The sequence below is a fragment of the Agrobacterium sp. CNPSo 3708 genome, from assembly GCF_028674915.1.
Lineage (GTDB): Bacteria > Pseudomonadota > Alphaproteobacteria > Rhizobiales > Rhizobiaceae > Agrobacterium > Agrobacterium cavarae.
Genome location: NZ_JAQZSF010000002.1, coordinates 203958 through 216881, shown reverse-complemented (window position 1 = coordinate 216881; position 12924 = coordinate 203958). Strand labels below are relative to the sequence as shown.

Below are 12924 nucleotides of genomic sequence, written 5' to 3'. Positions count from 1 at the left end.
CGCGTTGTGGATGTATTTGATCCGGCAACGTCAGGGATCAAAATGCAGACCTTTTCTAGATTGCCGCCACTTGAAGCGCTCGTTGTTTTCGAAGCGGCATCGCGTCTCGGTAGCTTTTCCCGTGCAGGCGTCGAACTCGGCCTGACCCAAAGTGCGGTCAGTCGCCAGATCGGCAAGCTGGAAGCATTCATCGGCTCGAAACTGTTCGAACGGGTGCCGACAGGCGTGCGATTGACGACGGTTGGCGAGAATTATTCGATCGATGTCTCCCGACTGATCCTCGATATCGCGAGTGTCACAGATGGTGTTCGCTCCTGGACGGGTGCCAGCCAAATCACAATTGCCTGTTCCAGAGGGATCGCCGATCAGTGGTTTATGCCTCGCCTCAAGAAACTGAAGAACGATATTGCAGGGCTTGAACTCAGGCTGCGCGTTACCGACGATGTTGCACATTTGCGGCTCGACGAATTCGATCTTGCAATCTTCTACCGCAAAGAAAGACCGATTGGGGTTTGGCTCTCTGAGCTTGGCCAGGAAGAAGTGGTCCCGGTCTCTGGCGCTGGCGCATTGTTGCTGGAAGAGCAGAAGGCACCGGTCCTCATTTCCATTGAAGACTCCATGCGGGAGTGGCAGGATTGGGGAGATTGGTGGCGGTCATCAAAGATGTCCCCGCCGCAGGATGCAGTGCACTGGAAACTCGGAGATTACGGTCTGTGCGTCGCGGCTGCCTCCCAGAGTCTCGGCACGACGCTCGGCTGGACATGGCTCATCCGCGATCAACTGGACAGCGGTGTCCTCGTTCCGGTGCATAGCCACACGATGCGATCCGAAGGACGATTTTATCTCATGCGGCCTGCTGACCGACATCAGCGAAAGATCGTGCGCGAAGTGGCCGACTGGCTGATTGCAAACAACAAGCAGACCGCTCGCTGATTATCATTACGCTTGTACGAGGCGCGCTCTGCGCCGACGATCCAGCATGAAACGTGCGTAACCGATCAAAGTGAATATCAGCCACGCCACCTGCGAAATCAGGGAGCCAAGATTGAAATTCCATATCAGCGAATAGATCAGGAGAACGCCACCGAGGATGTTGAGAATGGTGTAACGACCGTCTTCAACGCTCAGAATGCGCAATTGCAGCAGGGCATATGCGATGAGATAGAAAATTGCTCCTGCAAGGCCAACAATGTCCGCAAGCCCCATTTATACGCACTCCGTAACCGCCTAGTATAGACGCCTGGCCACGCCGGCTCATTCCGGCGACGCTCGTGTACTCCGCTTCGCAAACAAGCGGATACGCTTTGATTTCATGACCCCATGCGCAAAAATCATACCCCAGCTTATGGCTGCGTCTCTAGTGCCGAACCGCTGAGTACGATAGGCCAAGCCCCCGAGAGCCGTCCCATGAACGGCGACGATAAAAACAGGGAACTGCACCATGACACACCCTCCTTCTTCCTTTTCGCTCGACCGACGTAGCTTCCTCATCGGCGCCGCCGGTCTGACGGCGCTTTCTGCTGGCTTCATCACACAGGCCAGCGCGCAAGACGCTCAAACTCCGAAGAAAGGGGGCGTGCTGAAACTTGGTATCGGCGGCGGTAGCACCACAGACAATCTCGATCCGCGCATCTTGAAGGACTGGGTACCCGTCAATCAGGCCTTCATGATCATGAATGGTCTTGTCGAGATTGACGCCAACAATCACGCGGTTCCAGAATTGCTCGAAAGCTGGGAAGCGCAGCCGGGTGCCAAGGAGTGGGTGTTCAAGCTGCGCCAAGGGGTGACCTTCCATAACGGCAAGGCGCTGACGGTCGAAGATGTGATCTATTCGATCAATCTCCACCGCGGCGAGACCACCTCTGCAGCGCGTTCGATCGCGTCTGCGCTGAAAAGCGTCGAGAAAGTCTCGGACAGCGAAATCAAGATCGTCCTTGAAAGCGGCAACGCCGACCTTCCCTACATTCTCTCCGACTACCACTTCCTTGTCGTTCCCGAAGGATGGACGGATTTCAACAAACCCGTCGGTACGGGGCCGTTCGTGTTCGAAAGCTACGATCCCGGCGTCCGGTCGCGTTTCACGCGTAACCCCAACTATTGGAAGCCGAACGCCGCGCATGTCGACGCCGTCGAAGTGATCGTCATCAATGATATCGCTGCGCGCACCAATGCCATGATGTCGGGTCAGGTTCATGCGATCAACCAGCTCGATTTCAAGACCGTCGATCTCCTGCGTCGTAACCCCAACCTCAACATCGTCCAGTCGGCTGGTGGCCAGCATTTCACATTCCTGATGGATTGCACGCAGGCGCCCTATAAGGACAACAATGTCCGCCTCGCTATCAAGCATGCAATCGATCGCGAACAGCTTTTGAAGACCGCCCTGCGTGGCTATGGCCGCCTCGGCAACGATCATCCGATCCCGAGTTCCGATCGCTTTTATGCAGCCGACCTGCCGCAGCGCCCTTACGACCCCGAGAAGTCCAAGTTCTATTTGAAGCAGGCTGGGCTCGATACGTTGAAGGTTGAGATTTCGGCCTCGGACGCGGCGTTCTCCGGCGCGGTCGACGCAGCAGCGATTTTCCGCACCAGCGCTGCCAAAAGCGGGATCGATGTGTCGATCAAGCGCGAGCCAGCGGATGGATACTGGGACAATGTCTGGATGAAGGCGCCGTTCTGCATGTCCTATTGGGGCGGACGTCCGACTGCCGACCAGATGCTGACCATTGCATACCAGTCCACCTCGGCACAGAACGATACGCACTGGAAAAACGAGACCTTCGACAAGAAGCTGATTGAAGCCCGCGCACTTCTGGACGATGCCAAGCGTAAGGAAATCTATGCCGAGCTTCAGGCGCTGATCTCGAACGAGGGCGGCGCAATGATCCCGATGTTCGGCGATTATCTCGACGCCACCTCCAAAAAGCTCAAAGGCGTCACCACGCACCCGATGTTCAACTTCATGGGTGCTCGTCTTGCTGAAAAGGTATGGTTGGACGCGTAATGACTATTCTTATCCTGAAGCGCATTGCTTTGGGTATTCTGACGCTACTGCTCGTGTCGGCGCTTATTTTCGCCGGCACGCAGCTTCTTCCTGGTGACGTGGCGTCAGCAATACTCGGACAGAATGCAACGCCCGAGTCTCTAGCAGTGCTGCGCACGGACCTCGGTCTCGACCAACCGCTGCTGCATAGATATTTTGCCTGGCTCGGCGGGTTTGTAACCGGTGACCTGGGCAATTCTCTCGCCAACCGGCAGCCCGTCGCGGATCTTCTGTGGCCACGGTTCTGGAACACCATGGCACTTGCGTTCTACGCTGCCGTGATCTCGGTGCCGGTTGCCGTTCTCCTGGGGCTGTTGAGCGCGATCTGGAGAGGCACTCTCTTTGACCGGGCCGTCAATATCGCTGCCCTCGCCTTTGTGTCGCTTCCCGAGTACTTCCTCGGCCTGCTGCTGATCCTGTTCGTTTCCGTGCAATACAATCTCCTGCCGAGCCTTGCGGATACCTATCCGGGAATGAGCATGGGAGACTGGCTGAAGGCGACGACGCTTCCGGCTCTGACGCTTGTTCTGGTAACGGTTGCCCAGATGCTGCGAATGACCCGGACGGCGGTCTTGGCCGTCATGGATCAGGCCTATGTGGAGACCGCTTATCTGAAGGGTCTACGCACGAAGCGCGCCGTTCTCCGCCACGCGCTTCCCAATGCCGCGGCCCCGATCGTCAATGTCGTATCCTTCAATATCGCCTACCTCATCACCGGCGTCGTTCTGGTCGAGGCGGTGTTCAATTACAACGGGCTTGGTCGCTTCATGGTCGATGCCGTTTCGAAACGCGATCTACCGCTGGTGCAAGCGGCGGCGCTCGTGTTCGGCACCGCCTACGTCATCTTGAACATTATTGCCGACGTTACGGCCATCGCGCTCAATCCGCGCCTGAGGCATGCCCGATGAAATTCCTGCGCACTGTTTCACCGACGGCATGGATCGGTCTGTTCATCATTTCACTCAACATTATCCTGTTCTTGGCCGGCCCCCATATCGCGCCTTTCGGGCAGGAGGAGATCGTTGGATCGCCCTTCGATCCGCCTTCGGCTGCCCACTGGTTCGGTCTCGATCAGAATGGCCGGGACATGCTGTCGCGCATTCTCGCTGGCGCGCAGATGTCCATCGGCGTTTCGCTCGCCGCATCTTTGTTGTCGTTTACCATCGGCATCACGCTTGGTTTCATCGCCGCTATTTTCGGCGGCTGGCTCGACACCATCCTCTCGCGCATCGTTGATACCGTCATGTGCATTCCGGTGTTAATCTCGGCCTTGGTCGTCTTGCAAGCGTTGGGATCGTCAATCCCGGTTCTTATCGTCACCATCGCACTGCTGGACTCGACCCGCGTGTTTCGTCTGGCACGCATCGTTGCGCAAGGGATCAATGTTCTCGAATATGCCGAAACCGCACGTCTGCGGGGCGAAGGTCTTTCGTGGCTGGTTTTCAAGGAAATCCTGCCAAATGCGCTGCCGCCGCTGATTGCGGAATTCGGTCTGCGTTTCTGCTTCACCTTTCTTTTCGTTGCCGGCGTGTCGTTTCTTGGCCTCGGTATCCAGCCGCCTTTCGCAGACTGGGGCGGTATGGTGAAAGATAACCAGCAGGCTATTCTTTACGGCCTTTATGCGCCGCTTTATCCCGCTGCCGCAATCGCCATCCTGACCATCGGCATCAATCTTGTGGTGGACTGGTTGCTGGCGGGCCGTAGTGCAATTCAAGGAGCGGATCGATGAGCGAAGACAAGGTCCTTCAAATCCGTGGCCTGAAGGTCGCAGCCCCCAACGGCGCCATTCTGGTCGATGGCATTGATCTCGACCTGTCCCGCGGTGAGGTCAAAGGCCTCATTGGTGAATCGGGGGCGGGGAAATCCACCATCGGCCTCGCCGCCATGGGCTACGGTCGAAATGGCTGCCGCATCGTTGACGGCGAGATCGTCGTCGATGGCATCTCTTTGATGAAGATCGGCCGCGCTGGACGTGAAGCGGTGCGTGGCGCGCGTATTGCCTATGTCGCACAGAGTGCTGCTGCGGCTTTCAATCCGGCGATGAAAATCGGCGATCAGATCATCGAGGGGCCTCTCTATCACGGCATCATGAACCGGCAGGAGGCACAAGCCTGGATGCTGGAGCTGCTTGAGGCGCTGCAACTGCCGGATTTTCGCAATTTCGGCAATCGCTACCCGCATCAGGTTTCCGGTGGTCAGTTGCAGCGCGCCATGGTTGCCATGGCGATGTCATGCCGCCCAGACATCCTCGTGCTGGATGAGCCGACCACGGCTCTGGACGTCACGACGCAGATCGAGGTTCTCGCACTGCTGCGCGATCTTATCCAGCGGTACAGGACTGCAGCCCTTTATATCACGCACGACCTGGCGGTGGTGGCGCAGGTGGCCGATAGCATCACGGTCTTGCGCCATGGAAAGCGGGTAGAGGAGGGGAGCGCCGAGCAAATCCTCGAGCATCCTCAGGAAGAGTACACCAAGCGTCTTGTCTCGGAACGCGAAACGAGCATGGCGGGGCAAGGGGTTCACCACGAAAGTGGCGAGGTCTTGCTGGATGTGCGTGACGTGACGGCTCATTACGGCCGCAAAAAGGTATTGGACAGTGTCCATCTGACGCTACGCCGCGGTGAAACGCTGGCCATTGTCGGTGAATCCGGATCGGGCAAGTCCACGCTCGCACGCGTTATCGCGGGTCTACCGCCTCATTCGTCGGGAGTGATCTCACTCGCCGGACACAGGCTGGCCGATAGCTACAAGAAGCGCAGCCGGGAAGAGCTGCGCCGTATACAACTCGTCTACCAGCTACCGGATGTGGCCCTCAATCCGCGACAGACGGTTGGCGACATCATCGGTCGTCCCATGTCATTTTATTTCAATATGAAAGACGATCAGCGCTCCTCCGAGGTCGGACGGTTGCTCGATCTTGTCGGACTACCGCGAGACTTTGCCGAGCGACTTCCAAAGGCGCTTTCGGGCGGTCAGAAGCAGCGCGTCTGTATCGCCCGCGCTCTTGCAGCGCGTCCCGATCTCATCATCTGCGATGAGGTCACGTCTGCGCTCGACCCCCTCGTGGCAGAAGAGATCTTGCGATTGCTGCGCTCGTTGCAGGATGAATTGTCTGTCTCCTATCTGTTCATAACCCATGATCTGGGTGTCGTTCGCAGACTGGCGGACCGGACGATGGTGATGCAGCATGGCGTGATCGTTGAAACGGGCATAACCGCAGATGTTTTTGCCCCGCCTTACAAGCCCTACACCGAGCAGCTCATCACCTCAGTGCCGGAACTGCGACGAGACTGGCTTGATGGGGTGCTGGCAAAACGCGCAATCCCCGCCGCTTGAGGACGATGGCGATCTCGGATCGCCGTTCGAAATCCTATCGTCGCTACTGGAGTGCCAGTAAGGCGCATAATCTGACTGGAATATTTGAAATGACAGTGCATGTCCAAGAACACATCTGGATTCCGTTGAGCGATGGTACGCGCCTTGGTGCGCGGCTCTGGTTGCCGGAAGACGCAGAACAATCGCCGGTCCCGGCAATCCTTGAATATATTCCCTACCGCAAGCGCGACGGTACGCGTGGGCGCGACGAGCCGATGCATGGCTATTTCGCAAGCCAGGGCTACGCGGCCATTCGCGTCGATATGCGCGGGACAGGCGAATCCGATGGACATATGGCGGATGAATATCTGAAGCAGGAGCAGGATGACGCGCTTGAAGTGATCGACTGGATTTCCCGCCAAGCCTGGTGCAGCGGCAACGTTGGAATGATGGGAAAAAGCTGGGGCGGCTTCAACAGTTTGCAGGTGGCGGCGCGCAGACCTCCCGCGCTGAAAGCGATCATCACCGCCTACTCGACAGATAACCGTTATACGGACGACATCCATTACATGGGCGGTTTGCTGCTCAATGATAATTTGTGGTGGGGCACGATCATGCTGGCTTACCAGAGCCGGCCTCTTGATCCAAAGATCGTCGGCGACGTGTGGAGAGAGCAGTGGCTGGAACGGCTCGACAAGCTCCCTTTCTTCCCCGCTCTTTGGCTCGAACATCAGCGTTATGACGACTATTGGAAACACGGATCCGTTTGTGAAGACTGGAGCGCCATTGAGTGCCCGGTGCTGGCAATCGGGGCATGGGCCGACAGCTATACCAATCCGGTGTCCCGACTATTGGAAAACCTTCAAGTTCCACGTCGCGGGATCATCGGCCCCTGGGGGCACATTTACCCTCAGGATGGTGTTCCAGGTCCTGCCATCGGCTTCCTTCAGGAGGCAACCCGCTGGTGGGATCAGTGGCTCAAGGGTCAAGAGACTGGCGTCATGGACGAGCCCATGCTGCGTGCCTTTGTCTGTGACACGATCGGACCCACGGGCACGCGCACCACGACGGAGGGTCGGTGGGTTGGTGAAGCAGAATGGCCATCGACTGAGATAACTGCAAAGCAGTTCGATCTTGGCGCTGATCGTCGCCTTGGCGGAAACGCATCGCAGGCAGCGATCCTGCAAATCCGTTCTCCGCAGAGCCACGGAAAAGCAGGTGGCGAATGGATGGCAACGGGTTGCCCAGGCGAACACCCGACAGACCAGCGGCTTGATAATGGGGGCGCGCTCGTTTTCGAAACGGAGATACTGGAACAGGATCTCGATGTGTTGGGTGCACCTTCGGTCCGCCTTCGCGTTGCTGCAGATTGCCCGGTAGCGCAAATATCGCTGCGGTTGAACGATGTTCTGCCGGATGGCCGCGTGACGCGGGTAAGCTATCAGGTCTTCAACCTGAACCATCGTGATAGCCATGAAGAGCCGGAAGCATTGGAAGCGGGCAAGTTTTACGATGTAGCGATCAAGCTCAACGATTGCGGCTATCGATTTGCCAGAGGTCATCGCGTTCAACTCGCCATCGCAACCGCCTATTGGCCAATGGTCTGGACGTCACCATACAATGCGACGCTCAGCATCTCCGTGGCGGAGAGCAGACTTGAGCTCCCTGTTCGTGCGCCATCACATGAGACGAAAGTGCGTTTCGATTCACCCGCTCACGGGCCGTCGACTCCGATGACGCAGGTCGATGCCGGCACCGTCAGGCGCTGGACCGAACAGGACCATGAAACCGGGGTCAACACCTACATCACGGAAGGCGTGGGCGGCTTGTTCGGAGAGGGCGTCATCCGCTTCGACGAGATCGATACTCAACTCAGTCACAGCCTTCGCCGTGAGTTGACCATCAAGGACGACGACCCGCTCTCGGCGAAGTACGTGCTCACGCAGAGCTATGAAATGGGGCGTGACGGCTGGCGGATAAAAATCGAAAGCCGAACAGAAATGCGCTCGGACGAGAACAAATTCTATCTGTGCGGAGAGTTGTCAGCATTCGAGAATGGAACGCTGGTCAAGACGCGCCAATGGGACGAGCGCTTTGACCGCGATCTGATCTGAGCCCAATATCGGATGACCAGCAAGAGCGAACGGTGCTGAGCGCACTGTTCGCTCGATTGTTTTCGGCACCGCAGGATGAGTGCCCTTCAGTTTGCCACTGGTGCTTTTGGCCAGATGAAATGCGCCCTCGAGGTCGCTCTTATTCTCCCAGAGCAACGCCCTCTCGGCGTGGATCGGCGCTTCCAGCCAAGCCTTTGCCGGTAATCTCGATAGCGTGCAAGCCGGAATTCATCTCGCCCGGCTTCACATCGTACCCGAGTGATTTGAGAGGTTCGGCCATGTCTTCCGCCTTGGTGCCGGCCTCGATATCGTAGGTCCCGAAGCGATTGATGAGATGCGGCTGAGCCACGATCTCCTCAACGGGCATACCCCAGTCGATATAGGCAATCAGCGCCTGCGCCACATATCCGATGATCTGGCTGCCACCTGGCGAGCCGATGGCGAGCAGTGGTTTTTCGTCCTTCATCACGATGGTTGGTGCCATCGAGGAGCGCGGCCGCTTTCCAGGCTCGACCCGATTGGCAATCGGCAGGCCGCCATCATGGGTCTTGAAGGAAAAGTCCGTCAACTCATTGTTGAGAAGAAAGCCGTTGGTCATCAGACGTGAGCCAAAGCCGTTTTCGATCGTCGTCGTCATGGAAACGACGTTGCCCTCCTTGTCGACGATGACGAAGTGACTGGTGGATGGCAATTCCAGTGCCGCATCCCGGCCGAAGAGGAGCGCATGGTCCCAGCCGGGTTCGCCAGCTTTGACCGCATCCTTGCTCAAGGCCTTGTCGCCATCCAGCAGCCTTGAGCGCTCGCCCAGATAGGATTTGTCGAGCAAGCCCTTGATCGGCAACGGCACGAAGTTTGGATCGGCCACGTAACGTTCACGGTCGGCAAATGCAAGACGTTGGGCATCGCCGATGATGCGCCAGCTTTCCACATTCTGTGGCCCCAAAGCCTTGAGATCGAAATTTTCCGAAAGGCCGAGGATTTGGCTGACGGCGACTGCTCCTGACGAAGGCGGACCCATGCCGCAGACATCGAGAGCGCGATAGGTGAAGCAGACTGGCTCTCGCTCGATGATGCGATAGTTGGAGAGGTCTGCCAGCGATAAGACACCCGGATTGCCCGGTGCTTCACGCACGGTCTTGACGATGTCCTCGGCGATTTTCCCCTTGTAGAATGCGTCGGCGCCACCTTTCGCAAGAAGCGTAAGCGTGTCTGCGTAAGACGGATTTTTTAATACGGTGCCTGCCTTCAAAGCCGCGCCCGAGCTATCGAAGAAATAGGACGTGGTCTCCTTGTAGGTCTTCAACCGGTCACCCTCGGAGGCGACCAGTGAGGCGAGGCGTGGCGATACCCGGAAGCCTTCTGTTGCCAAGGTCTGGGCCGGCTTCAACAGGCTTGCCCATTCCGCTTTGCCGAAGCGTTTGTGGACGTCCTCAAGAAGGCGGACGGTTCCAGGCGTACCAACCGAGCGGCCCCCCACCACGGCGTCCATGAACTTCAGGGGCTGGCCTTTCGCGTCGAGAAAGAGTGTCGGGTTGGCCTCCATGGGCGCCGTCTCCCGGCCATCGAAGGTGGTCAGCTTCCCGCTTTTGGCGTCGTAGTAGATGAGAAACGCACCGCCGCCGAGACCGGAGCTCTGCGGTTCGACGAGACCAAGCACGGCCTGCACCGCAACCATCGCATCAATCGCGTTCCCGCCATTGGCAATCACATCACGCCCTGCCTCAGCCGCGAGCGGATTGGCAGCCGCGACCATAAAGTTTTTGGCTTCCACGCGTTGAGCCGTTGCAACCGCCGTCGCTTTTTCCGGAGCAACGGTGTCGGACGCCTGCTGTGCCGAGGCCACGGAGGTGCAGAGTGTAAGGGCTAGAAAAGTTCGGCTGAGAAGTCTCGGTTGCATTTGTCCTATCCTTCTAAGTGGCAAGACGACCAATGGCAGTGGGACGCGACACCCCGCGAGCCCATGTGGGTCCACCGCAAAACGATTTGGTCACACTATGAGGACTGTGTCACAGCCTGTCCACTCTGACTGATGACGGGTGCACGACGGCGGATGGCCCCCTCCGATGATAGTCCGGCATTTTACCGCCGATGCTTTTCTGATCATTATCCATCACCGGATGCGCGAAAAAGTATAAGCCAGGCGCCACTGTAGCCGCCTCTCCAAGCGTGAAAATTTTAACCTTTCAGCGTGCCGTTGCACGGGTTGTGAACATATCACGCGAAGTTGTTGGCTAAAATCGATGCAGGATTGGTATTCATTGTTAGGCCCAATGCACTGCTATTCCTTTTTCAGCATAGAGCAGTCAAAAAAGTATCAGCAATTTCTACGGCGTGAGGTGGAGCAATAGCTCCGGTCGCGCCTATGCTCCACCTCAACGCCTGGGACGAGCCATAAGAGGAATGGTCTCGTTTCGACTTGAGGCGGACTTGCGTGAGGGAGGAACCATGATGCAGCCCGATCTGGAACTGGTCCACATTCGCAAGGGCGAGTCTTTCGCTGCTTGGCGGCATGGCTACCCGTTCCGTACGGTTCGCTGGCATTACCACCCTGAATACGAAATCCACCTCGTCGTGGCCACGTCCGGCACCTTCTATATTGGCGACTTTGTCGGACGCTTCGACCCCGGCCAGCTGATCATGACCGGCCCCAATCTCCCCCAGAACTGGATCAGCGAGATAGAGCCCGAGGAAATCGTTCCGACGCGCTCTCTCGTGATCCAGTTTCCGGAAGCGTTCATAGAAGAAGCCAGTGCATGCATGTCGGAGATGGAGCCGGTCCGCAGCCTGCTGGAACGCAGCCGCCGTGGCATTCTCTTTGACGACGATACGAGCAATCGCGTCCGACCTTTGATCGAAAGGTTGATCGAAGCGCAGGGGCTTACGCGCCTCGCGCTCTTCTGGGAAATTCTTGACCTTCTGGTCAAAGCGCCTTCTCCCGAGGTTCTGGCCAGTCTCAGCTATGAGCTGGACTTGGCAGGAACTGGCGATAGCGGCATCAATCGCGCCCTGTCGCATCTGCGCCAGCATCTGACCGCGCAGGTGGATGAAATTGACCTGGCTGAGATCGTTGGCCAGAGCCCCAGCACATTTTCACGCGCCTTCAAGCGCCACACAGGCACGACGCTTGTTCGTTACCGCAATCAACTGAGGATCGATCTCGCCTGTCAGATGCTGCTGGCGGATCAGGACGTCAAGGTTGCCGAAGTCTGCTACGACGTGGGCTTCTCCAACCTTTCGAATTTCAACCGGCATTTCCTGAAACTGAAGGGAATGTCGCCGTCGAGGTTCCGAACCATATTCGCGGCCCAAAAGGCGGCAGTCATGGCGGATTAACCCACCGGCACATCGCAGATTTCATCAATTCGGACAGACGACTGTCCGGAAACGGGTAGTTGCTGCCCAAATTCCAACGGGAGGAAGAGTAATATGAAAATGAAGTCGAAGTTTCTGATGGCGACAGCCGCCCTTGCACTGATGGCCGCTCCGGCTCTGGCACAGGAAAAGCTGAAGATCGGCATGACGTTTCAGGAGTTGAACAACCCTTACTTCGTGTCCATGCAGGAAGCGCTCAAGGAAGCCGCAGCGAGCATCGGAGCCGATGTCGTCGTAACCGACGCCGGCCATGATGTTGCAAAGCAGATTTCCGACGTCGAAGATATGCTTCAGCAGAAGATCGACATCCTTCTTCTGAACCCAACCGACAGCGCGGGCATCGAAGCCGCCGTTCATGCAGCCAAAGCCGCAGGTGTCATCGTCGTCGCCGTGGATGCAAATGCAAACGGTCCGGTCGATACCTTCGTGGGTTCGAAGAACCGCGATGCGGGCTACATGTCCTGCAAACATCTCGGTGAAGCCGTTGGCGGCAAGGGCGAGGTTGCGATCCTCGACGGTATTCCGGTCGTGCCGATCCTGCAACGCGTCGAGGGCTGCAAGGCCGCACTGGCGGAATTCAAGGACATCAAGCTCGTGGACACGCAGAACGGTCGTCAGGATCGTTCCGTTGCTCTTGGCGTGGTCGAGAACATGATCCAGTCGCACCCGAACCTCGTGGGTATCTTCTCCGTAAATGACGGCGGTGCGATGGGTGCGCTTTCGGCTATCCAGGGTTCCGGCAAGGACATCAAGCTGACCTCCGTGGACGGCGCTCCCGAAGCGGTGAAGGCCATCGCCGATGGTACGCCTTTCATCGAAACCACGGCGCAGTTCCCACGTGACCAGGTCCGCGTTGGACTTGCCATGGCGCTTGCTCAGAAATGGGGTGCACGCGTTGTGCCGAAGGAAGTGCCGATCGACGTCATGGTCGTGGACAGCAAGAACGCCGGCGAGTTCAGCTGGTAATAACTCCTCCCAGGCTCCGTCCCCGCTTAGGCGGGGGCGGGACGCTTGGAATTAAAGACATTAGAGCGTCCTTTGTGCGTCCTGAAAGACGCACGGCGCTCTAAATCCCGA

10 protein-coding genes are annotated in these 12924 nt (G+C 57.6%); 8 read left to right on the top strand and 2 right to left on the bottom strand.

The genetic code is table 11. The annotated features are described in order from the left end of the window. Positions 1-42: 42 nt before the first annotated feature. Positions 43-933: a LysR substrate-binding domain-containing protein gene (locus tag PVA19_RS03960; RefSeq protein WP_062424345.1), complete on the top strand. Its 891-nt coding sequence runs from the start codon at positions 43-45 to the stop codon at positions 931-933. Positions 934-939: 6 nt separating this feature from the next. On the opposite strand, the gene PVA19_RS03955 is transcribed toward PVA19_RS03960, so the two are convergent. Beyond that, on the bottom strand, positions 940-1206 hold the full coding sequence (locus PVA19_RS03955; RefSeq protein ID WP_062424346.1) for a CBU_0592 family membrane protein: 267 nt from the start codon (positions 1204-1206) through the stop codon (positions 940-942). A gap of 235 nt (positions 1207-1441) precedes the next feature. On the opposite strand from PVA19_RS03955, the gene PVA19_RS03950 reads away from it, so the two are divergent. The 5 genes from PVA19_RS03950 (at position 1442) to PVA19_RS03930 (ending at position 8475) form a co-directional block, all read left to right on the top strand. Then, the gene (locus tag PVA19_RS03950) at positions 1442-3004 is read left to right on the top strand and encodes an ABC transporter substrate-binding protein (RefSeq protein WP_062599868.1); all 1563 of its coding nucleotides are present in this window, start codon (positions 1442-1444) and stop codon (positions 3002-3004) included. Beyond that, complete coding sequence (locus PVA19_RS03945; RefSeq protein WP_274101255.1) at positions 3004-3951, top strand: ABC transporter permease; 948 nt, start codon at positions 3004-3006, stop codon at positions 3949-3951. The genes PVA19_RS03950 and PVA19_RS03945 overlap by 1 nt, the downstream gene beginning before the upstream one ends. Beyond that, positions 3948-4772 carry an ABC transporter permease gene (locus tag PVA19_RS03940; protein WP_274101254.1) on the top strand — a complete coding sequence of 275 codons (825 nt, stop codon included), beginning with the start codon at positions 3948-3950 and terminating at the stop codon, positions 4770-4772. The genes PVA19_RS03945 and PVA19_RS03940 overlap by 4 nt, the downstream gene beginning before the upstream one ends. Beyond that, positions 4769-6382 (top strand): ABC transporter ATP-binding protein, encoded by a 1614-nt coding sequence (locus PVA19_RS03935; RefSeq protein WP_274101253.1) that lies wholly within the window; start codon positions 4769-4771, stop codon positions 6380-6382. Before PVA19_RS03940 ends, PVA19_RS03935 begins: the two co-directional genes overlap by 4 nt. 89 nt (positions 6383-6471) lie before the next feature. Further along, entirely contained in the window at positions 6472-8475 is a 2004-nt protein-coding gene (locus tag PVA19_RS03930; protein WP_274101252.1) for a CocE/NonD family hydrolase, read from the top strand. Between the two features lie 139 nt (positions 8476-8614). Here the strand turns inward: PVA19_RS03930 and ggt are convergent, their stop codons facing one another. Further along, a complete protein-coding gene (ggt, locus tag PVA19_RS03925; RefSeq protein ID WP_274101250.1) occupies positions 8615-10372 on the bottom strand; it encodes a gamma-glutamyltransferase in 1758 nt (585 codons plus the stop codon). A 551-nt stretch (positions 10373-10923) separates the two neighbouring features. On the opposite strand from ggt, the gene PVA19_RS03920 reads away from it, so the two are divergent. Continuing rightward, positions 10924-11808 carry an AraC family transcriptional regulator gene (locus PVA19_RS03920; RefSeq protein ID WP_274101830.1) on the top strand — a complete coding sequence of 295 codons (885 nt, stop codon included), beginning with the start codon at positions 10924-10926 and terminating at the stop codon, positions 11806-11808. Positions 11809-11901: 93 nt separating this feature from the next. Further along, positions 11902-12813 (top strand): ABC transporter substrate-binding protein, encoded by a 912-nt coding sequence (locus tag PVA19_RS03915; RefSeq protein ID WP_082479273.1) that lies wholly within the window; start codon positions 11902-11904, stop codon positions 12811-12813. Positions 12814-12924: the final 111 nt, after the last annotated feature.

Excerpts from the sequence above, each read along its gene's own strand:
- PVA19_RS03950 (WP_062599868.1), top strand. The coding sequence starts at position 1,442 with ATGACACACCCTCCTTCTTCCTTTTCGCTCGACCGACGTAGCTTCCTC.
- PVA19_RS03960 (WP_062424345.1), top strand. The coding sequence starts at position 43 with ATGCAGACCTTTTCTAGATTGCCGCCACTTGAAGCGCTCGTTGTTTTC.
- ggt (WP_274101250.1), bottom strand. The coding sequence starts at position 10,372 with ATGCAACCGAGACTTCTCAGCCGAACTTTTCTAGCCCTTACACTCTGC.
- PVA19_RS03930 (WP_274101252.1), top strand. The coding sequence starts at position 6,472 with ATGACAGTGCATGTCCAAGAACACATCTGGATTCCGTTGAGCGATGGT.
- PVA19_RS03915 (WP_082479273.1), top strand. The coding sequence starts at position 11,902 with ATGAAAATGAAGTCGAAGTTTCTGATGGCGACAGCCGCCCTTGCACTG.
- PVA19_RS03935 (WP_274101253.1), top strand. The coding sequence starts at position 4,769 with ATGAGCGAAGACAAGGTCCTTCAAATCCGTGGCCTGAAGGTCGCAGCC.
- PVA19_RS03920 (WP_274101830.1), top strand. The coding sequence starts at position 10,924 with ATGCAGCCCGATCTGGAACTGGTCCACATTCGCAAGGGCGAGTCTTTC.
- PVA19_RS03945 (WP_274101255.1), top strand. The coding sequence starts at position 3,004 with ATGACTATTCTTATCCTGAAGCGCATTGCTTTGGGTATTCTGACGCTA.
- PVA19_RS03940 (WP_274101254.1), top strand. The coding sequence starts at position 3,948 with ATGAAATTCCTGCGCACTGTTTCACCGACGGCATGGATCGGTCTGTTC.
- PVA19_RS03955 (WP_062424346.1), bottom strand. The coding sequence starts at position 1,206 with ATGGGGCTTGCGGACATTGTTGGCCTTGCAGGAGCAATTTTCTATCTC.